At 41.5% G+C, this 25,439-nt stretch carries 19 protein-coding genes; 5 read left to right on the forward strand and 14 right to left on the reverse strand.

The genetic code is table 11. The annotated features are described in order from the left end of the window. Positions 1 to 47: 47 nt before the first annotated feature. The 4 genes from AC3ISE_RS11465 to AC3ISE_RS11480 form a co-directional block, all read right to left on the reverse strand. Entirely contained in the window at positions 48 to 536 is a 489-nt protein-coding gene (locus tag AC3ISE_RS11465; protein ID WP_489221056.1) for a YhcN/YlaJ family sporulation lipoprotein, read from the reverse strand. Between the two features lie 88 nt (positions 537 to 624). Beyond that, positions 625 to 1,413, reverse strand: a complete 789-nt coding sequence (locus AC3ISE_RS11470; protein ID WP_489221057.1) for an STAS domain-containing protein — start codon at positions 1,411 to 1,413, stop codon at positions 625 to 627. Positions 1,414 to 1,551: 138 nt separating this feature from the next. Then, a complete protein-coding gene (locus tag AC3ISE_RS11475) occupies positions 1,552 to 2,337 on the reverse strand; it encodes a glucose-1-dehydrogenase (protein WP_489221058.1) in 786 nt (261 codons plus the stop codon). A gap of 12 nt (positions 2,338 to 2,349) precedes the next feature. Continuing rightward, a complete protein-coding gene (locus tag AC3ISE_RS11480; RefSeq protein WP_489224320.1) occupies positions 2,350 to 3,201 on the reverse strand; it encodes a GRP family sugar transporter in 852 nt (283 codons plus the stop codon). Positions 3,202 to 3,431: 230 nt separating this feature from the next. Here AC3ISE_RS11480 and AC3ISE_RS11485 point away from each other — a divergent pair, with 230 nt between their 5' ends. After that, the gene (locus tag AC3ISE_RS11485; protein WP_489221059.1) at positions 3,432 to 3,641 is read left to right on the forward strand and encodes a hypothetical protein; all 210 of its coding nucleotides are present in this window, start codon (positions 3,432 to 3,434) and stop codon (positions 3,639 to 3,641) included. A gap of 511 nt (positions 3,642 to 4,152) precedes the next feature. Continuing rightward, a complete protein-coding gene (locus AC3ISE_RS11490; protein WP_489221060.1) occupies positions 4,153 to 5,640 on the forward strand; it encodes an aldehyde dehydrogenase family protein in 1,488 nt (495 codons plus the stop codon). 192 nt (positions 5,641 to 5,832) lie between these two features. On the opposite strand, the gene AC3ISE_RS11495 is transcribed toward AC3ISE_RS11490, so the two are convergent. Then, positions 5,833 to 6,036, reverse strand: coding sequence for a DUF6501 family protein (locus AC3ISE_RS11495; protein ID WP_070875904.1), 204 nt, complete (start codon positions 6,034 to 6,036; stop codon positions 5,833 to 5,835). 596 nt (positions 6,037 to 6,632) lie between these two features. On the opposite strand from AC3ISE_RS11495, the gene shc reads away from it, so the two are divergent. Continuing rightward, positions 6,633 to 8,498: a squalene--hopene cyclase gene (shc, locus tag AC3ISE_RS11500; protein ID WP_489224321.1), complete on the forward strand. Its 1,866-nt coding sequence runs from the start codon at positions 6,633 to 6,635 to the stop codon at positions 8,496 to 8,498. A 369-nt stretch (positions 8,499 to 8,867) separates the two neighbouring features. On the opposite strand, the gene AC3ISE_RS11505 is transcribed toward shc, so the two are convergent. Beyond that, entirely contained in the window at positions 8,868 to 9,650 is a 783-nt protein-coding gene (locus AC3ISE_RS11505; protein WP_489224322.1) for a DUF2935 domain-containing protein, read from the reverse strand. A 304-nt stretch (positions 9,651 to 9,954) separates the two neighbouring features. Here AC3ISE_RS11505 and AC3ISE_RS11510 point away from each other — a divergent pair, with 304 nt between their 5' ends. Then, a complete protein-coding gene (locus tag AC3ISE_RS11510) occupies positions 9,955 to 10,437 on the forward strand; it encodes a hypothetical protein (RefSeq protein WP_489221061.1) in 483 nt (160 codons plus the stop codon). A gap of 342 nt (positions 10,438 to 10,779) precedes the next feature. On the opposite strand, the gene AC3ISE_RS11515 is transcribed toward AC3ISE_RS11510, so the two are convergent. The 5 genes from AC3ISE_RS11515 to AC3ISE_RS11535 form a co-directional block, all read right to left on the reverse strand. Continuing rightward, the gene (locus AC3ISE_RS11515; RefSeq protein WP_489221062.1) at positions 10,780 to 11,937 is read right to left on the reverse strand and encodes a GNAT family N-acetyltransferase; all 1,158 of its coding nucleotides are present in this window, start codon (positions 11,935 to 11,937) and stop codon (positions 10,780 to 10,782) included. A 72-nt stretch (positions 11,938 to 12,009) separates the two neighbouring features. Beyond that, a complete protein-coding gene (locus tag AC3ISE_RS11520; protein ID WP_489221063.1) occupies positions 12,010 to 12,780 on the reverse strand; it encodes an SDR family oxidoreductase in 771 nt (256 codons plus the stop codon). A gap of 14 nt (positions 12,781 to 12,794) precedes the next feature. Next, a complete protein-coding gene (locus AC3ISE_RS11525; RefSeq protein ID WP_489221064.1) occupies positions 12,795 to 14,582 on the reverse strand; it encodes a S9 family peptidase in 1,788 nt (595 codons plus the stop codon). 187 nt (positions 14,583 to 14,769) lie between these two features. After that, on the reverse strand, positions 14,770 to 15,549 hold the full coding sequence (locus AC3ISE_RS11530) for an STAS domain-containing protein (protein WP_489221065.1): 780 nt from the start codon (positions 15,547 to 15,549) through the stop codon (positions 14,770 to 14,772). A 69-nt stretch (positions 15,550 to 15,618) separates the two neighbouring features. Continuing rightward, positions 15,619 to 16,662 carry a C45 family autoproteolytic acyltransferase/hydrolase gene (locus AC3ISE_RS11535; protein ID WP_489221066.1) on the reverse strand — a complete coding sequence of 348 codons (1,044 nt, stop codon included), beginning with the start codon at positions 16,660 to 16,662 and terminating at the stop codon, positions 15,619 to 15,621. Between the two features lie 134 nt (positions 16,663 to 16,796). Between AC3ISE_RS11535 and AC3ISE_RS11540 the strand changes: the two genes are divergently transcribed. Further along, the gene (locus tag AC3ISE_RS11540) at positions 16,797 to 17,933 is read left to right on the forward strand and encodes an NADH-dependent flavin oxidoreductase (RefSeq protein WP_489221067.1); all 1,137 of its coding nucleotides are present in this window, start codon (positions 16,797 to 16,799) and stop codon (positions 17,931 to 17,933) included. Between the two features lie 825 nt (positions 17,934 to 18,758). Here AC3ISE_RS11540 and odhB read toward each other — a convergent pair. From odhB to AC3ISE_RS11555, 3 genes are all read right to left on the reverse strand, one after another. Further along, a complete protein-coding gene (odhB, locus tag AC3ISE_RS11545; protein WP_489221068.1) occupies positions 18,759 to 20,015 on the reverse strand; it encodes a 2-oxoglutarate dehydrogenase complex dihydrolipoyllysine-residue succinyltransferase in 1,257 nt (418 codons plus the stop codon). A 2-nt stretch (positions 20,016 to 20,017) separates the two neighbouring features. Then, a complete protein-coding gene (gene sucA / locus AC3ISE_RS11550; protein ID WP_489221069.1) occupies positions 20,018 to 22,876 on the reverse strand; it encodes a 2-oxoglutarate dehydrogenase E1 component in 2,859 nt (952 codons plus the stop codon). 631 nt (positions 22,877 to 23,507) lie between these two features. Next, complete coding sequence (locus AC3ISE_RS11555) at positions 23,508 to 25,430, reverse strand: vWA domain-containing protein (RefSeq protein ID WP_489221070.1); 1,923 nt, start codon at positions 25,428 to 25,430, stop codon at positions 23,508 to 23,510. Positions 25,431 to 25,439: the final 9 nt, after the last annotated feature.

A 25,439-nucleotide genomic window follows, 5' to 3' on the forward strand; every position in this document is an offset into this window, starting at 1 on the left:
GAAAAAAACAGACCTTATAATATTGCCTCCGGTCTGTTTGATTCTTTTTATTTCGCTTGAGGGAAAACACGCTTAATCATTTCGTTAAATTCATCTGCCAGGCCGGCAACCGGCTCTCCGCTGCGGATTTTATCCCCGTAATCCTTCATACGGTCAAAGAAGTCCGGATTTTCTGATACATATACATTGTCTAGTTCCCGGTCTGTGGATCTGACCTGATCTGCTACCCTGTTTTTAAGGTCATCTGATAGCTTCCCTTTAGGATCGCCTTCCAGAACTACTGCAGCATAAGCATTATTATTTGTAACAATTACGTTCGCATATTTAATTTCCTTCAAGTCGGCAACCTTTTTCGCGGCATCATCCGCAACAGCCAATCGGTTCTGTTCATTTGTTTGTTCGTCATACGTGACATTTTTCAGCTCATTGTTCATTATATTATCATTTTCACGTGCATTATTATCCATTCCGCATCCTGCACTTATTAAAAGGGATAGAGCGATGGATGCACCGATTAATAGCTTTCTTTTTTTCATGACAGCATTCCTCCATTCATTTCATCGCCCTTATCTTCTGCAAAAATGGCATTTTTATTCACAAAAAAAAACGATAAGCCAATAGTGGCTAATCGTTGATTTTTTGAAGGTGATATCCTTTTTCTTTCCATATAAATTGAATCCCCTGTTTAAAAGATTGAAACGTGCGGACATTAAGGGCTATGCCGTTTAAAGTAATATGCTGAACTAGTTTTGGATTCAGTCCGACAAATATTGACTCAGTGCCCATCAGCCGGAGAGCTTCCACAATTTGATTTAAGTGAAAGGAAATAGTCTCTTCAAATGTTTCTCCTATGCCGGTGAAATCAAATATGATATAGTCCGCATGCCGTTTAGACGTTTCCTGAAGAATTTTTTCTTTCATGTTTTCCATTCTTACTTCAGTCAGAGTTCCGGTCAGAGCTATTAATAAAGTCGAATCAAGAGCCGTTCCAATGATAGGTGTATACATTTCTTCAAGTAATGCTTTTCCTTCTTCAATCACATTTTCATATTCTGTAACATCGCGCCATGTTAAGATGAAGCCCGATTCCTGATTTTCGTGATCCCTTAATCGGTCAACAACAATTCGCGCTGTGTATCGGTTAAATAATTTAATTTGTCCGCTATGAGGAAAAGGTCCGTTGGCAAGGATGTTTTGCTGACGTTCGCCATGAAACTTTTGAATATTGCAGCCAATAAAATCTTCTGGATCTTCCATTCCAACGTACGGACCGACTGTTTCTAATAACCGTCTTGCCGTATCATTGAACCAAATGATCTTAAAATCATTATCTGCAAATATGAGACCCTCACCGATGCTGTTCAGCAGCGCGTAAACGTTCATATTTTCTAATATAGTTGTTTTATTTGTCAATCAAGTTTTCCCCCTAAAGCATTCTTACATATATATCAATTATAAACATTTCTTTACTTTTGAAAAGGATAAAGTACCTAGTTAAGAAATTACACAGGAAACCCGCAGTTCCATAGCGACTGCGGGTTTTTCGCAAACTTAACCTTTTCCAGCCTGAAAACTTGGGTATTTCGTCATGCCCCCATCTGCATAAAGGGTAATTCCCGTTACATAGCTTGCCTCAGATGAAGCAAGCCAAACTACACAGGCAGCAATTTCTTCAGGTTTTCCGATATACCCCATCGGGATCAGATCAATGACATCTTTTTTAACTTCGGGATCTGCAAATTTTTCTGCATTAATTGGGGTATCAATCGCTCCAGGTGCGATATTATTTACACGAATTCCGGACGAGGCATACTCAAGAGCCAGTGTCTCAGTCAAAAGCTTGATGCCGCCTTTGCTTGCTGCATAATGTGCGAAGTGAGGCCAGGGAATCTGCTGATGAACAGATGACATGTTAATGATGGAGCCTTTAATATTATGATCGAGCATATGCCTTACTGCTTCCCTGCTTCCAAGGAATGCCCCTGTCAGATTCGTCTGAATCACTTTGTTCCAGCTTTCAAGCGTAAGCTCCTCTGTTGGGATTTCCGCTTGAATACCTGCGTTGTTCACCATTACATCAAGCGTTCCATAAGTTTCAACAGCAAACTGAACAATTCTTTTTACATCGTGCTCTTGTGAAACATCTCCCTGTATTTTTGAAGCCTCACCGCCATTTGATTTTATTTCGTCAATGACAAGATCAGGTTTGTCATCCTCAGTCAGATAATTAACCACTACCTTTGCCCCTTCTGCAGCAAAGCGCTGTGCAATGGCTTTTCCAAGGCCAGAAGAAGCACCTGTAACAGCCACCACTTTTCCTTTTAAACTCGGATACATAATGAATTCCTCCTAGCGTTTTGTATAACCCAGCAAGACTCCGCCTGCAATAATCAGGACACAGCCGATAATGACAAAGATAATCTGTTTTTTCGTTTTCTTTTCTCCCAGCAGAAAAATTCCGCCAAGCGTAGAAATGATAATGCCTGTCTGCGAAAGAGAAAAGCTTGTAGCGACTCCGATCTTTGGAAGAGCAAGAAGCAGTCCCAAATTTCCTGCTGCCCACATTAACCCTGTTAAGATATTGCGCAGTGCAAATTTATCAAATGGCTTATGTCTGGCTGTTAAAGCTGCTGCTGCCGCCACCATCCCGATCGCCTGCGGCAAAATGGCTGCCCAGCCGTCAATTTTAAAATATCTGATGATAATGACATAGCCTATGTACCCTAATGATGAAATAAATAAAATCAGTAACCCTTTTTTAAGGCTTTTGCCTGCATCTTTGTCATCTTTTTGCCCGATTGAAGTTAAGACTACACCTCCAATAATGAAAAGAATAGCGATGCTGCCAAGAATGACCGTCATTTTTGTGTCCCATTCTTTAAAGAGCAAAACACCGAATAATGTTGTTCCGATCAGCTGCATTCCTGTTGAAATGGGAACGGTTTTAGAGACCCCGATGTGTTTGACGCTTGCAAGCTGATTTAACTGTCCAACGGTCCAAAAGATACCTGAGACAATCCCGATTGACCAGACGAGTGGAGTCAGGTCCGGATTTGAAAAAAAGTACATGACAAGTGAGAATAAAAACGCTCCGATAGTAATGCCCATCGTTTGGCTGTAGGCATTTCCTCCAAGCTTTACACTGACAAGCACAAGGCTTCCCCAGGCAACAGCAGGAATTAATGCAAGAAGTATACCGATCATGATGATTTCCTTTCTGTTTACATAGTCTGAGTATCCATTCTAAGGCGTTCACATATTAAAATAAGAACAGGGAACCTGCACTTACTCATTTATATGGTTTCCTGAGAGATGAAAAATTAACACGCTTTGGCATGAATCTCTTACACCTTTCCACTAAAAAGGCCGGCATAAACTTTCTGTTTAGAAAAAGTGGATCTGCTTCATACTGGTAACAGGAAAGGATGATTATGATGGAAGATCTTTTTAAGGAATTTGGAGCTGGGAATTTTTTTGAGCAGCATCGTTATCCAATTGAAATGTCAGGAATATTGGACACAGTCAGTGAAAAACAGCTGCAGAGCTTCTTCGAAAGATTTGAATGTGATACTTATGAAAACTTCATTTATTTTCTCACCTTATTTTTATCCATCCAAGAGAAAAACAGACATCTAGTCTGAAGGATGTCTGTTGACATTAATTGCCCGCTCCATATCCTGATTGGCCGGTTTGAGCCATGGAACTGTTTTCTGGCGAGTAAATGTTTTTAATAAAAATCAACTGCAGAGCGATGAACAGCTAAATCATTACCGAATCCGTCATCAGGCTCTGTACTCTTATGAAAGCTCAAAAGGTGTTTGCCCCTTAAAATGCTGGATGCTGCCTTTAGTTGAGCCCAAGCCCCTTCTATTTCTCTCTTTTGCATTTTTTTGAGCGGCAATCTTCTTAAAAAAACTCAATAAGCTCCTCAAGCAATAATTTTATTTCTATCACTCCACCCAATCATTTCTGAGATATTCATATTTTAATAGATAACAAAGACTTATATATTGTAAATTAAGAATTTTTAGTATATCATTTTAATGTAATCGCTTACATTTATGTGGCGCTATAACGGGCAGTCTGCTTGCCCGTATTCAGCATGATTTCTACATATATTTTCACCAATATTATTTAGGAGGCTGATTATTTATGAGTCAAGCTACATTGAAAGTTGGAGAAAAGCTGGAGAAATTTCTGCAGGGAAAGAAAAAGCTGTTCATTAATGGGGAATTTGTAGAGAGTGTATCTAAAAAGACGTTCAACACTCCAAACCCCGCCACAGGGGAAACGCTTGCATCCGTTTATGAAGGCGACAAGGCTGATATTGATCTTGCTGTTAAAGCTGCAAGAAAAGCGTTCGACGCGGGCCCATGGTCTAAAATGAGCGCTGCTGAACGAAGCAGACTGATGTACAAGCTTGCTGATTTAATGGAAGCAAATAAAGAAGAGCTGGCACAGCTTGAAACGCTTGATAACGGAAAGCCAATTAATGAAACAAAAAATGCCGATGTTCCGCTCGCGATTGAACATATGAGATATTATGCAGGCTGGTCAACTAAAATTGTCGGACAAACCATTCCGGTAAGCGGGCAATTTTTCAATTACACAAGACATGAAGCTCTTGGTGTAGTCGGACAGATTATTCCTTGGAACTTCCCTCTTCTAATGGCGATGTGGAAATTGGGCGCTGCACTTGCAACAGGATGTACAGTTGTCTTAAAGCCGGCAGAGCAAACGCCTCTTTCAGCTTTATATTTAGCTGAGCTGATTGCAGAAGCTGGATTCCCTGAAGGAGTTGTCAACATCGTTCCGGGCTATGGCGAAACAGCTGGAGACGCGCTTGTCATGCATCCTGATGTGGATAAAATTGCTTTTACAGGTTCTACGCCTGTCGGCAAAATGATTATGGAAAAAGCATCAAAAACGCTGAAGCGCGTAACACTTGAGCTTGGCGGCAAGTCGCCGAACATCATTCTTCCTGATGCCGATCTCTCAGCAGCAGTACCTGGGGCTCTTAATGGGGTTATGTTCAACCAAGGCCAGGTTTGCTGTGCAGGATCACGCGTTTTCATTCAAAAGAAGCATTATGATAACGTTGTGTCAGACATGGTCTCCCATGCGAAAAATATTCGCCAGGGTGCAGGTATTGAGCCCGAAACACAAATCGGTCCCCTTGTTTCAGATGAACAGCAAAACCGCGTGCTGAATTATATTCAAAAAGGTGTAGAAGAAGGCGCTGAAATCTTAACCGGCGGCGGCTCTCCATCAGAAAACGGATATTTCGTCTCGCCTACCATTTTCGCGGCAGTTAAAGATGAAATGACCATCGCACGAGAAGAAATTTTCGGACCGGTTATTGCTGCTATGCCGTATGACGATCTGGATGAAGTGATTAACCGCGCCAACCAAAGTGAGTTTGGACTTGCAGCAGGATTATGGACAAGGGATATTGCCAATGCCCATTACGTAGCAAGCAAATTAAAAGCAGGAACGGTCTGGGTCAACTGCTACAATGCATTTGACGCTGCCTCACCGTTCGGCGGCTACAAGCAATCCGGACTGGGACGCGAAATGGGATCCTATGCATTGTCTAATTACACTGAAGTGAAGAGTGTTTGGATTAACCTTCAGCGGTAAATAGAAAAGCGGAAGCGCCTGTTTAGCTCCGACAGACAGATAAGGCTCATCCAGTGAAGGCGCTTTTTGCCTTTACTGGATGAGCCGTTCTGGCCGAGGAGTTGGGAGGTGGAGCTGGACAATAGAAAAGCGGAACCGCCTTGTAACACATGCAAAAAAGCCATCTGAATTTAATCAGATGGCTTTTTACGTTTATTTCTCTTCAAAATAATCCTTATAGAAGCCGCTCACTTTGCCGTTATTATCAATGACAAAGTAAAATTCTTCTGTTTCGTTTTTAACTTCATATGTATTCCCAGCTGTTAAAACACGGTTTACCATGTATTTTTCTGCATTTGTATGTTTGCATGTTACCACTTTAATGGTCTCTTTGTTCAGCCAATCTTGATGAATCATTTCAGCATTCTCCTTTGTGCATTTTGACCTTATTATACTATATAAACCATGTGCGGAACACCTTAACTGTGGGGTTTAGCGCACTTCCTGCAGAGCTGTATTCTCAGTTCGTGCTGTAAACGCCGGTTTAGCGCACTTTCTGAAGAGCCACACTTGCATTTTGTGCTGTAAACTCGGGTTTAGGGCACTTCCTTAAGATCGCCACTTGCATTTTGTGCTGTAAACTCGGGTTTAGCGCACTTCCTTAAGATCGCCACTTGCACCTTGTGCTGTAAATTCGGGTTTAGTGCACTTCCTTAAGATCACCCCTTGCACCTTGTGCCGTAAACTCGGGTTTAGTGCACTTCCTTAAGATCGCCACTTGCACCTTGTGCCGTAAACTCGGGTTTAGTGCACTTCCTTAAGATCGCCACTTGCACCTTGTGCTGTAAACTTGGGTTTAGCGCACTTCCTTAAGATCACCACTTGCACTTTGTGCTATAAAATCGGGTTTAGCGCACTTCCTTAAGATCCTCATTTCCACTTTGTGCTGCAAACTCATAACCTCCTCTTTTCTTGAATAGATTGAAAAAGATGAGGTGAATTCAGTGATTTCAATGAAAGTTATTAACGATCAAATCCAAAAGATGACAGATGAGCTCAGACAGCTGCAAAAAAACGACGGTTCTTGGCGCTTTTGTTTTGAAGGCGGTCCGATGACGGATGCCTTTATGATCATTCTTCTTCGCTCTCTTCAGGATAATGATGAAGTTTTAATTAAAAAACTTGCAAATCGCCTGCTGAAACTGCAAACAGAAAATGGCACATGGAAGCTTTACAATGATGAAAAAGAAGGCAATTTAACTGCAACTGTTCAAGCTTATACAGCCCTTCTCTCTACAGGTTTATATAAAAAATCAGACGCCTTGCTGATTCGGGCAGAATCTTTCATTGTCTCTCAGGGCGGTCTTACTAATGTTCATTTTATGACAAAGTGGTTCCTGGCAGTAAACGGTCTTTATCCTTGGCCCAAGTATTTCCGCTTTCCGCTTGCCTATTTGCTGCTTCCAGCTAAATCCCCGATCAGTATGTATCAATTGAGTTCCTACGCCAGAATTCATTTTATGCCAATGATTCTGGCGATGAATAAACGATATATTCACAGCACTCATCGTTCCATAGATCTTTCGCATTTACATGTTTCAAAACCGCGGTCCGCTGATTGGCTGTCGTTTTCTGACAGCCATCGCACAAAGCACAGCTTTTTCATTGAAACACTTCGGTCGTTTGCCGGCTTCCCAGCTTATGTACACAGAGCCGGAGAGAACGCTGCTGAAAAATACATGCTTAAGCGGATTGAAGCAGACGGAACGCTTTTCAGCTATGCAAGTGCTACTTTCTTTATGATTTATGCCCTGCTCTCTCTCGGATATAAGGAAAACTCCGCTCAGATTAATCAGGCAGTTGCAGGACTTAAATCGATCATCAATCAAGATGACAACTTGACAACAGTTGAGAACTCAACCTCCACTGTTTGGGATACCGCCCTGCTCAGCTATAGTCTGCAAAAAGCGGGTATCCCCTATCATGATGCGATGATAATGAACGCTACTTCCTATTTGCTTTCACGCCAGCACGTAAAAAAGGCGGACTGGCGCATTCATAACCCTTCTGCCTCTCCCGGCGGCTGGGGGTTTTCAAACATCAATACTAATCATCCCGACAACGATGACACAGCCGCAGTTCTCCGTGCCCTTACTCAGCTTTCCACTTTAGATCCCGTCTATTTTGAGCCGTGGAATAAAGGTTCATCCTGGCTTTTATCCATGCAAAATCGAGACGGGGGTTTTGGTGCATTTGAGAAAAATGTCAACAATCCTATTTTTGCATCCATCCCGCTTGAAAATGCCAAAGACGCAGCTGTAGACCCCTCTACAGCTGATTTAACTGGCCGTGTTCTTGAATACTTCGGAAATTTTGCAGGTTTAACAAAAGATCATCCTTCGATTCAGGCAGCAGTATCCTGGCTTCTGCATCAGCAGGAACAAAACGGTTCATGGTATGGCAGATGGGGAGTTTGTTATATTTATGGAACTTGGGCTGCGATTACCGGATTAAAAGCAGCAGGTCTATCAAACTCTCATCCTGCCATTGCAAAAGCAGTGAAATGGCTGGTGAGCATCCAAAATGAAGATGGCGGATTTGGAGAGTCATGCAGAAGCTCAGAAGCGAAAACCTACATGCCGCTCAGATTCAGTACTCCCTCACAAACCGCCTGGGCGCTTGATGCGCTATTATGTGTAATGGATAAAAAGGACGCAGTGATACAAAGAAGTGTAAAACGCCTAATGAAGCCTTTCGATGAAAAAAGCTTCGCATATCCTACCGGCATCGGGCTGCCGAAGCAGTTTTATATTCATTATCACAGCTACAATAAGATTTTCCCGCTGCTTGCTTTGAGTCACTATAGGAATCTCCATTAAGCAGGACTTTGTTAAAAAACAAAGTCCTGCAGCATAGTGTTACTTTCCTTTTTCATTCTATCAAAGCAATTTGTCGATAAGATCGAACAAATAGTAGAGAATTCATTCATTTCTCTACTTTACAGCTCGCATTTTCATCCATACAAGTAATTCCTCCAATTTCAGAAATTAACCCTCACCATGCGGGCACGTGTAAAATTCTCCGAAGCTCCGCCATCAGCCCCCTGATCTTGAATTTCCTCAAAAGAACAGGGGGAAATTTATAAAAACAAAAAAAGGACAAATTACTGTCCTTTTTGAAAAAAGTTCAATAAAGCCACCCATTTAGTTATTTAAAGTATAAATCGATTCTGCTCTCGGTCTGAAGGCCTATTCCAGACTAGCTTCAAATAAATCAATGATTTCAAGAAACCTCTCAGCTTCTCTAAAAGTATGATCTGCTAAAAGGGGATGAATATTGCTCTTAATACGACATGCTTCTATTAACTCCCGTGCTGTTTTCTTAAAATCTCTTAACGAGGCTACCGATACTCTATTTTGATTTAAGAATTGGCTTAGTAATGGCTTAGTTTCTGATTGTGGCCGCATAGATTCCAAATCAACAGCCTGAAAAACCAATTGATCAAAATCATGACTAAATTCTTTCGCCTGCTCTACTAACTTTCGTTCCGAAGGATCTAAAAGATGTCCGATAAACTTAGCATGATCAGCCATGATTTTAAGAAAGAATACATTTTCTTCAATAATAGCTTCAGGTTTTGGGGCTAGTATACCTTCATTAAGCTCTTTTAATCGATTAGCAAAGTAAGCTGCTTCTCTGCTAATGTGATCAACCAGTAACGGGAAATTATTAGAACGAATTTCGCAGCGTAATGTTAAACCTAACACTTTTCTTTTGTATTGCCATATAGAAGCAGCTGCTTGATAAACCTCACTATTAAAGTCCTGTATTTGGCGTAAATCTGAGTTTACCGTGAATCTGCTCAGCTTTTCCTCTATTCTTTCAAAAATAGTGATAAATTGCTGTGCTTCAGCAATCAATTGTTTTTGTTCATGTGTAAACCCTAAACTTAAAAATAAGGCGTGCTCTTTCATAATTCTTGACCAAAATTTTATTTCATCCAGCGACCTTGCAACGATTGAGCTAACCAGAAAAATCCCCCCCCATTTACTCACTCCTGTCTAAATATATATTTGTGTTGTTGTCCATATTCTTACTAATTCTAATTAGATGTGTGAGTAAGCAAATCCGGTCAATAAACAGGCTCTTTCTATAAGGGATTTTCTTCTGCAAAACTGCCTCTTCCGTTAAATAAAAGCCTTACCTCCTTATTCAGGATTCCGGTTACATTAAGAAGGTCTTGCTGCTGCCAGGTAACACATTTACATGAATTTCGAACCTTAATCATACTATGTGGATGGGGGTTCCAATTTTCTTTAAAAAGGAGATGTTTATATGCAGCCTTACTATTTTTACCGAGTTAACAACTGGGGACATATATTAAATTTGTTACGCCAAAGTTTATATGCTGAAGAAATGGTATGTGCTATGAGCTCTGAACTTTTCCATATACCTAAAACCAAAGATTTAAAAGGGAATCGCGAGATGCATAATCATCTAGTGCCTGCTTCCTATCACCGTGTTACAGCAGTTGGTTCATCCCAGAGACTAGTAAATGGCGAGCAACAGCAATCCATTGTAGAAACACTGGCGGCTTGTATAAAAAATGCTGAAAATCAAGATAAATATGTACGTGAAGGATTAAGAACGATGGAAGAAAATTCAAGTCCTGAGTTTAAACCATTCATTAAAATTATTATAAAGTGGCAAGAACAAGCAGAATACTATTTAAATCAAGCAAAAGAATCTTTGGGAACTATAGGAGTTCCGATTCCTGCTGGAAGTGAACAGCAGAGTGGAGAGTACAATTTATATTAGTATATTATCAGGTTGGTTCTAGCAGCCAACCTCTATTTGTTTTAATATTTCTGATTATGCTAATTTGCCCCATAATTTAAGTGAAAGCCTTCACAATTTTCACGACGATCCAATTTTATTAAAAATGTTCTGGTTCTTTAACTGAAAGAAAGAAAATCAATTCCTCCAAGGTCCTGCCCCAGACTAACTCTTCTTTTCTTATAAACATAAATAGCCAAAATCCTTATTGACTTATTCATGTAAAAAAGCACACCATTTAGTCTGTACAATGGTGTGCAAAATAATATGTGTCTTACCTTTTGCACTTCTGAAAGAAGCTAGCATGTCGCAGCTCTTTCTTCATTAAAAGAAGTCGTAAAAAAATGCTTTTCTTGCCGGTATCAATGCTTCCATTACATTTACTGCTTCTTCCTCACCTTCAATATGGCCGATTTCATATAATTCAGCAGGCCGTTTATAGCCAAACAAAGCGGCTGACAGAGTATTAATGTCAAGCGACAGCCCGCCGGAATTTGATTCGCTAAGTCTGATGACTTCTTTGTTCTTCATTTTGAATGTTCCATTATTCCAAGGAGCATGCTGGTCTTTTAAATGAATGACCAGTTCTGAATCATCCTCCGGCCACCGGAATTCATAATCCTTCAAAAAGCTTTCCGCATCAACGATTCGCACCATAAAATAAGGTTTCACTTCCGCTTTAATTCTTGGTTCATTCAGTGAAAAGAATAATGGGTCGCTCTCGTATGTCGCAATCTCAAGTTCTTTAATCATAGAGTCATGCTGGCAGATGAAATTCCACAAGCCGATTCTTGCTTCAGATGTTAAAGGAACAAACTCTTCAACTGTCATTTTGTCATTTTTCACTTCATAGAGCATATAGCCCTTTGCTTCTCCTGCCTCGTTATAATAAACAGCTGCAGTTTGGTTATCGAAAATGGACTCCTTCCACCAAGATGTTTCACGAGCAAGCATGCCTGAGAATCGGATCGCAAATTCATCATATATTTCTCTGATTTCAGAAGGATGTGTTTCCTTTTGTGAGCGTTTAATTTTTCCAGGCACTTGCTTTTTCATGACTAGATCCTCTGACTTTAAAGAAGCTTTCAGACTGCTGGTGAACAGCTCCCAGCCATACTTCCGGTAAAATGGCACAGAGAATGGGTGAAGCATGGAAACACTGAAGCTTTCTTTTCTCATGTATTCAAGGAGAAAGGTAATCATTTCTTTCACATACCCGCTTCGGCGGTACTCAGGATAAGTGGCCACACCCGCTATGCCGCCCATTTTCCATTTCGTTTCACCAAGGTATACTTCAAGCGGCAGCAAATGTAGCTTTGCAGCAAGCTCCTCCCCTTCAAGGATTCCGAATAACTGATGATGCTTTTCCATCGTCTGCAGTCTATTTTCAATCTTTTCTTCAGGGACTTTATATTGAAACGCATATTCTGATAGTTTCATTGCTTCGCGATATCGTTCTTTTGTCAGTCTGATTACAGTCATATAGATCCCTTCCCTTTATACCATTCAGCTTTGTGTTATTTTTATATAAATCAGCCCGGAAGCCAATTTCATTCAGGACCTTAAAAATCCGCCCTCAGAATGGATTGTCTGGCCGGTAATCCATTCACCTGCATCACTTGCAAGGAAAGAAACAATCCGGGCAGCATCATCAGGCTGCCCGATTCGGTTCATTGGGAATTTTTCAACAAGCACTGTTTTTAAATCATCTGTCATCCACCCTGTATCGGTTGGACCGGGATTCACAGCATTTACCGTGATGCCTTTACATCCCATTTCTGCTGCAAGCGTCTTGGTCATATCAGGAATACATGCTTTTGTTGCCGCATATGCAAGCTCGCCGGGCATTGGTCCTTGTGATTGACCGGATGTCATGTGAACAATTCTTCCTCCTCGGCCATACTTAAACCGTTTGGCAAATTCGGCACTTAACATAAGCGGTGCCCGGACATTTACAAAATAATGAAGATCAAGGTTTTCAGATGTGATCGTTTCAAAATTGTTTTCAGTAGAGTATGCAGCATTATTGATAAGAATGGACGGTTCTCCGAGTCTCTTTTCCACTTCTTCAAATAAGAGTCGGAATGATTCCGTATTCGATAAGTCAAGCTCCATACTTGCCGTGCGCACCCCTAAGGCAGCAATTTGAGACTCAAGCATTTCAGCCTCTTCATTTTTAGATCCCCAAGGCTGTTCCGCATCGTATGGGCGGTAGTAAGTAAAGAATATATCTGTTCCGGCTTCAGCAAGTTGAAGACAGATTGCTGCCCCAATTCCTTTGAGTCTGCTTGCTCCCGTCACGATGGCAATTTTCCTGCTGTTCATCTATTCACCTTCTCTTATAAGTACTGATTGAAAAAATCTGCTATTGCACGATAAACAAGAATTTCATTCTCTTTTTTTGTAAAGCCGTGTCCCTCGTCCTCTAACACCATATAGTCTACCGAACGGCCCTTTTGTCTCAGGGCTTCAACAATTTTATCAGATTCTGCTTTAACGACACGAGGATCGTTTGCCCCCTGAATCACAAGCATCGGTTTTGTCATCCCCTCTATATGCGTGATCGGAGAAAAATCAATTAGTTTTTCGCGGTCACGTTCAGGATTTCCGACCCACTGATCCATAGCAGACTTCCAAAATTCCGGTACACTGTTAATAAACGAGAAAAGATCGCTCGGTCCAAAAATATCAACAACCGCTTTGAAGTATTCAGGATGGCGCCCGTGAAGTAAAAGGGCCATATACCCTCCAAAGCTTCCGCCCATTAAGAAAATCTTCTCTTTATCCGCCATTCCTTGTTCAATCAGCCAGTCAATTCCCGCTGTCATGTCATGGCGCGGACCATTCCCCCATTCTCCCTCAACCATTTTCATGAATGAAAGCCCGTAACGGGTAGATCCTCTGAAGTTAGGTGTAAAAATACTGTAGCCGCAATTCAGCAAAAACTGAAAAAGAGCTCTGAATGAGTTTGTTTCTGCAGCCTGCGGACCGCCATGGGGCCAGATAATCATATGCCCGTTGCTTGTTTCAGCATGAGCTCTAAACAAAGAAGCTTCAATCTCCATTCCGTCAAAAGACGCATATGTAACGGTTTCCGGTTCTACTAAATCTTCCGGTCTCATCCCGGTAACTCCATGATTCGTGATCTGCTCCCAGCTGTGTGAAGGGGTTCTGCTGAAAATATTTAAAGGGATAGTTGCTGATTGTCCGAGTATGAACAGCTCACCAGCTTCTGTTACTTCCATTTTGTTTATTCTGTCAATCGGAAGTTCAATGAATTCAGAAGATTGATCAACTAAATCATAAGAAACCAATTCATCTTTAACCCCTTTAGCCGCTGTCACATAAATCTTTTGCAGAGCATCATCATATTTCAGTGCACTTGCATCTTTCCCTTTCAGTTCCAGCACCTTTGAAAACTCACGCTTGGCCAAATCAAATTTTGCCAAATAGGAAAAGTCTGATTCATAGTTCGTAATAAAGTAGATTTCATGCTCAGACGTATATACAGGATCGCTTTGAGTAAATTGCTGATCACTTTCAGGTGTTGCCAGAACATCATCCCCGTCTATTTTGACAAACAGTAACGAAGATGTATTGCCGTAGTTTTTAGAGTAAACAAAGCTTTTCTCTTCAGGTGAAACGGCCATCAGATAGACTGATGTATCCGTCCCCTCTATTAGAATTTCTTCTGTTTCATCTGTAAGATTATAGCGATAGGCTGCAAGATAGGCATCGTGGCCATCTTTTGTGGATGTATAATAAAGCGATTCACCATTTTTTGAAAAGAACGGGAACATGTGACGCTCCCCTTTTTCATACCGCACCGCTACCTGGGAGCCGCCTTTTGGTGAAAGCGCATATAGCTGAGAATTTTCATCTCCGTCCTGATCAAAGCCTGCCAGAATAAAATTTGAATGTTTATTATATAAAAGACTGTCGCATGCTTGATTAATGGATGTTAACGGGTAAGGATACTGATTCGGCAAATCCATTGCCCATAAATTAAAATGTCCGCCGATATTTGTACTGAACACCAGCTGTTTTTTATCTGGAGAAACCGTAAAATCCTGGATCGTCAGTACCTTTAAAAACTGCTCGACATCCGGCTTTTGAAAAGTAATCATAAACGCCACCCCTTTTTAAAAGATTCTCTTACCCTATTCTACAGAAATAGGAAATTCCCTGTTCCCATAGGTAAAAAAGATAGGTATGACGGCCGGAATACAGATGCTTAGAAAGGATTTCACTAGTATGAAATCATAATAATATTATGTAAACTTATTTCTGCAAAAGAAAAAAGAACAGCGGTCATCATCGCTGTTCTTTCTTTCCCTTCATCGTAACATATTGAATCCCTGTATGAAGATTAGAGAAAGTTTGGATATTATCCATCGATATCCCAAGGTTGATCAGGGTTTGGGCGATTTCAGGCCGAATGCCTACAATGATGCAGTTTGTACCAAGCAATTGCACGGCTTCTGCTGCCTGCATTAAATGATTTGCGACAAATGTATCCACAACCGGGACGCCGGTAATATCAATAAAAATATAATTGCATTTATAATGTTCAACACCGATCAGGAGATTTTCTTTAATAACCTGGGCCCTTTCATCATTAATGTTGCCGATCAGGGGCAAGATGCATATGTCTGTTGAGATTGGGATCATTGGAGCTGTCAGTTCTTTTACAATATGCTGCTGCTTCCGGTATTCTGCGTTCCATGAATTTGAACAGTCACTCACTAAATCTGCAATGATGGGATCAAACCATTTGTCCACGCTCTTATATAAGTCATTTACAACGATAGCGGAATTCTCATGTGAGAGGGCAAGTTCAATGAGAGATCTTCTGAACTGCTGTACCGATTTTACAAGATACGTTAATGAATCATCCTGCTTAAAATATCTCTCATACCATTCTCTCAAATAATCAGCGGATTTTTCATCTGATCTGCTGATGATGCTGAAAATCATATCAAATAGTTTTTGCTTTTCTTCCAAATCTACAAATTTCGGACTTGCGATGCCGCTCTCCCATTTTTCATATAGCAGGCGTTCATTCTGGTTCATCATGTCTATAACTTGCTGCATATACACTCCCCCAACTTTCTTAGCTCTCTAATCCTGTACCCTAAGAGAACCTGTAATCAAACGTTTTCTTTAAAAAGGAAGTTCAATATTTGTTTCAAGCGTTCCTCTTATTTTTTTCACGTAGCTGTCTTTTCCTTTCAGCCACTCCTTAAATGAAAAGACTAGCGGCTGACTGTCTCCTCCAACTCCGATCAACACCTGAAGTGTTTTTGGCATATAAACCGCAGTATGAAGGGTTCCTGCCCAATTATGATATTCTTTTTTGAAAATCGCACTGCTTGTGCTGTTAAAGAAAGTAAAAGCATCTAATGCTGAAAAATCAGGACGGAAGACTTCTGAAAGCTGCGTCTTTCTGGAATGAGATTCCACTAAATGGTGTCGGTTTTCTGTCAATTTAGGAGGAGTTTCAAAATGATTAGTGCACGCCATATGAGAATTTGAAGTGATAGAAACTCCCTTGCTGGATGCTTCTGCTATGGCTGCATGGCCAGCAGCATCGTAAATTGAATAATTAAACGCATGCCGATGAGGAATTTCTTTAAGCTTCAGAATGGCTTCTGCAGTCGTTTTGCATGTATCCAGGATAAATCTTGCAATGCTGCAGCAAATAAACCCGTCTCCAGGTTTTAGCCGATTCACAAAATGGTAGCCAATGACAAGCCCTTTTTCATTCATGCCGTCAATTCGTCCGATCATTCTTGTGGCAAACCCGATGCTCGCGTAGGCGTTTTGAGGCTGCCATATCAAGAAACGGCCTTCGTATGTTTTTGGATGATAGTCGTAGTTTCTGGCATAGTAGCCGTTTTGCATGAGAGCACTGCAGCCTGACTTCTTCCAGTCTGCCTGATACCCGCTGTACTCATGGATAACATCTTCAAGCGGCCAGTCCAATCCTTCAGACAAGCCCTCCAGTTCCTTCCATAATCCTGGTGCGAACTGTTCATACAGGCTCTGAGCCGCTTTCAATTCCGATTGATAAGATTTGATTGATTTTATTCTTCTTTTCCGATGATTTTGAAAGAGTTTAGAATCTTTATGGTATTTTCCCTGTTTGATACCAAGGTCATAATAACTTCCGCGCCCCTGTATCACATCTGCTTCAATTTTCACCATCGTTTTCACGCTCCATATCTTCTATAATGAATGATTTGAAAAGATTAAACAAATTCTAATGAGCATATTTAATGCAACTTTTAAAACAAGACAGTATCATGTAAAAGAACTTATGAATACGGAGGTCGAGAATTATGAATTCAAACTATCAACCGTTATTTCAGCCATTTGAATTTAAAAACGGTATTCAATTAAAGAACCGTGTCGTTATGGCGCCGATGACAAATTTTTCATCAAATGATGATGGAACCGTAACAGAAACAGAAACTGCTTATTATAGCCGCCGTTCAAGCGGAGTTGGCATGGTTATTACCGCATGTGCCTATGTGACGCCGAGCGGCAAAGGATTCCCCGGCGAATTTGGAAGTGATTCCGATGAGATGATTCCTTCTCTGCGAAAGCTTGCATCAGCAATAAAGGATCAAGGTGCAAAAGCAATTCTCCAAATTTTCCATGGCGGACGCATGGTTCCTGCAGAACTAGTTCCAAATGGTGATGTTGTAAGTGCCAGTGCAGTGGCTGCTGAACAGGGACATCCATCTGGGGAAGCACCGGTGCCGCGCGCGCTGACAATTGAAGAAATAAACAGTATTATCAAAGATTTCGGTGAATCAGCCCGCCGTGCCATTGAAGCTGGATTTGACGGTGTTGAAATTCATGGTGCGAATACCTATTTAATACAGCAATTCGTCTCGCCTCATTCAAACCGCCGCGAAGATGAGTTTGGAGGAAGCCTTGAAAAAAGACTCGCTTTCCCTCTTGCCATTGTTGATGAGGTGAAAAAGACGGTTGATCAATATGGCACAAATGAATTTCTTGTAGGTTACCGTTTTTCTCCAGAGGAGCCGGAAACACCGGGAATTACGATGGAAGATACGTTAGCGCTCGTTGATGCACTTACTGAAAAAGACTTGGATTATCTTCATATCTCCCTGATGCAATATTGGTCAACTCCAAGACGGGGTATTGATGATACGCGCTCACGCCTTGAAATTATTCAAGAACGTGTTGACGGCAAGGTACCGCTGATTGGCGTTGGATCGATTTACACACCAGAAGATGCTATGAAAGCAATGAGTACCGGAGTTCCCCTTATTGCCCTTGGCCGTGAATTGATTATCGATCCTGATTGGGCGCAGAAAATTGCCGAAGGCCGGGAAAATGAGATTGAAACGAAACTCGATAAAAATGCCCAGTCCCGTCTTGTCGTGCCTGATCCATTATGGCAGGCAATCATTCACACACCTGGCTGGTTCCCAGTTAGAGACTGAAGATAAAATGAAAACGAGCATCGCTGCAGATGCTCGTTTTTCGCTTAATTTATATAGTCTGTTTTCGCATAGATTGTTGTTTTCGATTATAAATGTTGTCCGTTCCTTTCCGCTCCAGGAACTTGCTTTCCGCGGGGAGCATGGAAGCCTCCTCGGCGTTGCCTGTGGGGTCTCCCATTTTGCTCTATTTCCCGCAGGAGTCAAGTTCCTTCCGCTGCAATCCACTTACGGTTTTCAACCTTTAGTTTAGTCTAATAACAACAATATTTACTAAAAGAGCCTTTATATAAGACAAAACGCCTAAAAAGAACAAAACTTTGAGTAATTTAGTATTTCCAGTGATCGATTGACTCCACCTTGAACAAGAACATTTATGGGAACTCATTTCATACAGAATGGAATTCTCATTCAGGGGCTTTGATTCCTTTTTGTAGCCGCCACTCTGAACATTTGTCCTCGTACAGCGTGGTTGGTTCCTTTTTGCAGCCGCCTTTCTGGATTTTTGTCCTCATACAGCGTGGTTGGTTCCTTTTTGCAGGCACCCTTCTGGATTTTAGTCCTCATACAGCAAGGTTGATTCCATTTTGCAGCCACCATCCTAGATTTTTGTCCTCATACAGCGTATTTGGTTCCTTTTTGCAGCTGCCATTCTGGATTCATGAGACTCATACATCAGCTATCTAGTACAGTTAATCTACAGCCTTTAACACCCAAAAGAACCTTAACACAACAAAAAACGGATACAAATTGCTGTGCAATTTAGTACCCGTCTTTTTGTATTTTTTCTCCCTCAAATAATTAACGACATGAGGTTTTTAAGTTCAATTATCCTTCAATCAATAATGATTCTGGATCTTCAAGCAAGTCTTTGACTGTTGCAAGGAAGCTTACTGCTTCTTTGCCGTCTACGATGCGATGATCGTAAGAAAGAGCGATGTACATCATTGGACGGTTTTCCATTGTGTCTTTGTCAATGGCAACCGGACGAAGCTGAATTTTGTGCATGCCCAAAATTCCGACTTGTGGTCCGTTTAAGATTGGTGTTGACATAAGAGAACCGAACACACCGCCATTTGTGATCGTGAATGTACCGCCAGAAAGATCGCCAATTGTTAATTTGTTGTTTTTCGCTTTTCCTGCAAGCTCACCGATAGCGCCTTCGATTTGGGCAAATGATTTACGGTCTGCGTCGCGGACAACTGGTACGACCAGTCCTTCTGGAGCTGAAACGGCAATGCCGATATCATAGAACTTCTTAATAACCAGCTCATCACCCTGAATTTCAGCATTTAATAATGGGTATTTCTTAAGTGCAGCAATAACCGCTTTTGTGAAGAATGACATAAAGCCAAGACGCACTTCATGCTGTTCAAAGAATTTGTCTTTTCTGCGTTTGCGGACGTCCATTACCGCTGTCATATCAACTTCGTTAAATGTCGTCAGCATTGCAGCTGTTTGCTGTACCTCGACCAGGCGTTTAGCAATCGTTTGTCTGCGTCGTGACATGCGCTCGCGCTCAACTGGTTTGTCAAAAGAATCAGAAGCTTGCTTTGCAGGCTTAGCTTCAGGCGCTTTTTGAGGCGCAGCAGCCTTTGCAGGTGCCTCGTTTGGAGAATAAGCTTCAACGTCATGCTTGCGCAATCTTCCAAGCGGGTCTCCTGAAGGAACTTGTGTCAGATCAATTCCTTTTTCTCTAGCAAGCTTGCGTGCTGCCGGAGAAGCAATTGGACGCTGTGATTTACTTTCCGTTTTTTCCTGCTTTTCCTCTTTTGATGCAGAAGCTTTAGGCTGCTCTTCTTTAACCGGTTCTTCTTTTACTTCTTCAACTTGCGTAGCTGCAGTCTCTCCGTTTTCATCAATCACTGCAATCACTTCGCCGACTTGAACCGTGTCTCCTGAATCTTTGACAACATCCTTCAGCACACCAGAATAATCAGCTGTCAGTTCAACGTTTACTTTATCTGTTTCAAGCTCAACCAGATATTCCCCTTTTTCAACGTAGTCCCCTGGTTGTTTCAGCCATTGTGCGATAGTTCCTTCTGAGATGGATTCAGCTAATTCTGGTACGATTACTTGTGCCATGATCAAATTCTCCCTTCGTTTTTCCACGTCAATGCTTCTGTTACGATACGCTCTTGATCTTTTTTATGAACGTTTGGATCTCCCTCTGCTGTCGAAGATCTTCTTTTTCTTCCAATATAGTTCACTTTTACTTGAGCAGGTGCCACTTCACGGAGTTCTGGATCCATGTATGTCCATGCACCCATGTTCATAGGTTCTTCTTGTACCCAGACGATTTCTTCAAGTGACTCATAGCGGCCAAGAATCGCTGTAATTTCCTTTTTAGGGAATGGGTATAATTCTTCTACTCGTACTACGTGGATTTCTTTTACATCTTCTTCAAGAGATTTTAATTTATCTGTTAAATCCGTTGCGATTTTTCCGCTGCATAAAACGATGCGCTTCACATCCGCATAGTTCAGGCCAAGTCCAGGCTGTTCCACAACCGGGCGGAATTCCCCTTCGCTCAGTTCTTCAATAGAAGAAATAGTTTGCGCGTTTCGAAGCAGACTCTTAGGTGTCATAATGACAAGCGGACGCACTTCTTCACGTTTAAGCAGAGCTGCCTGTCTTCTTAAGATATGGAAATACTGTGCAGCGCTAGTTAAGTTTGCGACTGTCCAGTTGTTTTCAGCTCCAAGCTGAAGGTATCTCTCAAGTCTTGCACTTGAATGTTCAGGTCCTTGTCCTTCATAACCGTGAGGCAGAAGCATCACAAGGCCTGATTTTTGGCCCCATTTCGCTCGTCCTGCGGAGATGAACTGATCAAAGAAAACTTGTGCAGCGTTTGCAAAGTCACCGTATTGAGCTTCCCAAAGCACAAGGGTTTCAGGAGCAAATACGTTGTAGCCATATTCAAAGCCAAGAACAGATCCTTCAGATAAAGGACTGTTATAAACAGCAAACGAAACATTTGATTTAGATAGTGTATGCAGCGGCGAATAAACATTGCCTGTTACACTATCGTGAAGCATTAAGTGTCTTTGAGAAAATGTGCCGCGTTCAGAATCCTGGCCGGACAGGCGAATTGGCGTGCCGTCTTCAAGGATCGTCGCGAATGCCAGTGTTTCTGCTAATGCCCAGTCCGCTTTTTCTTCACCGACAAAGATATTGGCGCGTCTTTCAAGAATTCTCTTCAATTTATCAAAGACATTGAAGCCTTCAGGCCATTTCACAAGCTCATCATTAATTCTTAAGAGAGATTCTTTTTCAACGGATGTTTTGATTTTCGGCAGTCCATTGATAACGATTTCAGGAAGCTCTATATCATGTACCTGAGTTACTTTTTTCGATGGAACTTTTTGATAAGCTGCATCAAATTTGTCTAATGTCTGCTGATCAATTTCAGCAATCTTATCCTTGCTTAAATATCCTGCTTCTTCAAGCTGTGCAGCATAGAGTGCACGGACTGTCGGATGCTTGCGGACTTTTTCATAGAGCTGCGGCTGTGTCGTCGATGGCTCATCCATTTCATTGTGGCCAAAGCGACGGTAGCCGATTAAATCAATCAGGAAGTCGCGGTTAAAGAGCTTGCGGTACTCGATGGCAATCATAACTGCAGCAAGACACGCCTCTGGATCATCTGCATTTACGTGCACGATCGGGATTTCGTATCCTTTTGCAAGGTCACTTGCATATTTTGTAGAGCGCGAGTCTCTGCTTTCAGTTGTAAATCCTATCATGTTGTTGGCGATAATATGAATGGAACCGCCAGTCTGATAGCCTGTCAATGAATTTAAGTTTAATGTTTCAGCTACGATGCCCTCACCCGGGAATGCAGCATCCCCATGAATGATGATCGCCATTGATTCTTTTTCATCCTGTTTAGGATAGCCTGTTGTTTTGCGGTCATCCTGTGCAGCACGTGTGTAGCCCATGACAATCGGGTCCACATACTCAAGGTGACTTGGGTTGTTTGCAAGAGTCAGCCTTGCACGCTTTGTGCTTTCGTCTGTAATTTGACGGTCAGCTCCAAGATGATATTTTACATCTCCGCTCCAGCCGTAGTTAATGCCTACAGATCCTTCAGAAGGAACGAGCTCCTTATTTGGAGAATGCTGAAATTCAGAGAAAATAATTTCATAAGGCTTGCCAAGAACATGTGCCAGCACATTTAAGCGTCCTCTGTGAGCCATACCAATGTTAACATTGTTTGTTCCTGCGTGAACCGCGTTTGAAATCAGTTCATCCAGCATTGGAACAAGCATGTCCAACCCTTCAATTGAAAAGCGTTTTTGCCCTACAAACGTACGGTGCAAAAATTTCTCAAAGCCTTCAACCTCAGAGAGGCGGCGCAGAAGAGACGCTCGTTTTTCATTTGAATGACTTTTAAAAATTTCTCCGGATTCAACCATTTTCTTAAGCCAGTATTTTTCTTCAAAACGGTGTACGTGAGAGAATTCAAAAGCAATCGTTTTCGTATAAGCTTCTTTTAAATATTGAATGGCCTGTAAACCATTCGTTACTTCATCAGGTGCATCCGCACATAATATGGATGCAGGGATTTCTTCTAGGTCAGATTCTGTCAGCCCGTAATCCTTCAGCTGAAGAAACTCTTTTTGTTTGACACTTTCAAATGGATAAATTGAAGCGTTTAAATGTCCATAAGTGCGGATATCATCTGCAAGCTTGACTGCATAAGCAATCTTCTTCATTTTATCCGCGCTTGTTGCGTTTTGAACAGACGTTGCTGTGCCCGCTGATGTTTCATTGCTAACTTGGGCCTGCGGCACTGTGTCCCATCCTTCAAACATTTCTCTTAATTCTTCATCAACCGATTCTGGATTCTGCTGATATTGATCAAACAGTTCCAGTACATAGCCAAGGTTCGGTCCATGAAAATCCTCAAGTCGAATCTTGCGCTTTGTTGTAGTTCCTGACATCTTACATAACCCCCAGCAATGGTAGTGAATCTGATTAAATTTTTTAAAAAACAGATTCAAATGGATATTATTGTAATATACTATCCTATCTTTCTTAGAATGATAGGCTTGGATTAAAACGCTTCCATTTCCATTTTAACACTCCTTGCCTGTTTTATCAAAGGAGTATCATAAGAAAATTTAAAATAATACTGAAAAACAAAAATTAAAAGTGAATACAATGATCAAAAGATCCAAATTTATTCTTTTTCAAGACGAAAATCAGCCTCTTTTCATCTTGCAGCTGACAAATTTTCTTCTTTTTCTTGTACATTCGATGTATTTTGATAAAAAATAATCTGATTAGAAAAGGGATCGTGCGAGGTTAATTCACCTGATTTCCATGGCGTATCTTCATTCACGGGTTTGCGAAAGAATATTCTTTAGATTTGAGTATATTATGATAATTTATTAGACCTTCTCAGCGGATTCATTGTAGACTTCCTAAGCAGTCACCGCAAGACTTTCGTGTTGTCCGTTCATCAAACATACTCAGAACCTGAATGACATGGTATAAAATGAACTGCACCGGCATTTATATAGTAGCAAAAGAATGAAAGCGATACAAAAAGAGTGCCTTAAAAAGACACTCTTACGCATGGATGCTTTTTTGCAGCAGTTTTTTCAGAATTGGAAACAGCACTTCTGGAAGCTTCTCAATGTCGGGAACCACTATGCTGAATTTACCGTAAATGTTTTGAATCGTTTTTTGCTGCCCCTCGTCAATTTCTCCATTTGCGAGGAAGATATTAATGACTTCAATTCCGCGTTTTCTTGCTTCTAGCACGGCCTCGTGTGTATCGATAATGCCGTTTTGCTCGTAGCCTGTTGCCGCAGGCTCCCCGTCTGAGAAGACAAGCATAAATTTTTGATTTTCACTGCGGTTCATAAGCTGCTTTGTCATATGGCGAATAGCATAGCCGTCGCGATTATCTTCTTCAGGTTCGAGCTGCAGAATCTCAGGTCCTCTTTTCTTCTGCAGAGAGCTCCCAAAATCGATGACCGTTTTAAAATGGTTTGGCTGCTTTGTTTCGGTTGCTTCATTCGTGTCTTCCCAAAAACCGACGACCTGGTGAACGACGGAAACAGATTTCAGCGCCTCATGAAACAAGGTGATTCCGAGCTTCGTCTGCTCCATTTTATCAAACATCGATGCTGAGCAATCGACAAGCAGGCAAAACGCAGCATCAATTTGCGCAGACGGCTGATTTTTTTTATAAAATAAACGCGGATTATCGTCTGTAAGGAGCTTCAGCAGTTTTTTGCTTAAGCGTCCGGTATGCAGATCGCTTCGAGGTGAAATCTTTTTATGCTCAAGCGTTTTTTCGATCATCTGCTTTAGCTTTTTTTGATATGGAACGATGGTTTCTTTTTTTTCCATGTAAGCGGCTTGATCCGATGCATTCGGCTTTTCGGGTGATACAAAGACAGGATAGGCAAATTTGTTTTCTTTTCCGAATGCCTCACTGTCCCCGCGCACTTGTTTGTTTTCAGCGTTTTCCATCGCTTCAAGCTTAGAATAATCATTTCTGGCTGTTTTCTTGGAAGATCCCTGTACCATTCCTAGTGCCTGATCACCGTCATCGCCTTCTCTGACACCTTCTCCGAGAAGGTCTGTTTTGCTTCCCTGCTCAAGGTCAAATTGAAGAAAACTCTTTGTCGCTTCACTTGTTTCCCTGTGCCAGGTCGGGAGTTTATCCTCGTGAATGTCTTCATCTTCTTCTTTTTTCTGCTCAAGAATATCATCGTTTTTCAGCTTTGATTTTCGTTTCAGATCATCAAAGGTTAAACCTGATTCTGCTTTTGAGTAGTTTAATAATGGCAGATGAAAATACATATTCAGCATGTCATTCGGAAGAATGTCTTCAAGGACTTCTGATATGTTCAAAACAATCTTGCCGATGTCATCCGTATTGCGGGCTTCATAGAGCTTCAGCAGTTCTCCCTGCATAAATGGCACCGCGAGATCGATTGAATTTGTCAGCGCCGGAAACTCCTCAAGCGGTGATTCCGATGTTGCTTTTAAATAGAAAGCATTAAAGAGCGCATCCGTATAAATACTTCTTTCCAGATTTATTGTTAGTTGGCTTTTGAAAAAGCGTCTGTACATCGAGCGTCTGGCAGCAAACACCTTTGTTGTGCCGGGACGTTCATGCTTACAGTGCTCCTCAAGCCGCAAATCCTCAAGCATTACAAACAGCTGCTTCGCAAAGCTTGAAACGGCTAGTTTCTGCACATGTGATAAAAAGGCATCAACAGCAAGGAAATCCGTGTATTTATAGCTGCCGATGCTTCTTAAAAACACATCGCTTTTCAAGCCATTCACCATATCCCGGCGCGGCCGGTTATCCCAGAAGTGGCTGATGTACACTTTCTGAATGAACGGATCATAGTAAGACTGCACGGCAAATTCAACCTCAGTCTCATCTTTTTTTGTAAGAGTCTTTGCCAAGTCTGAGAGCTCCATAAATAAAAAGGAATCCACACGCTTGTCATTAAATTTTATATATTTCATGACGGGGCC

The sequence above is a fragment of the Metabacillus sp. KH_069 genome, assembly GCF_057838075.1.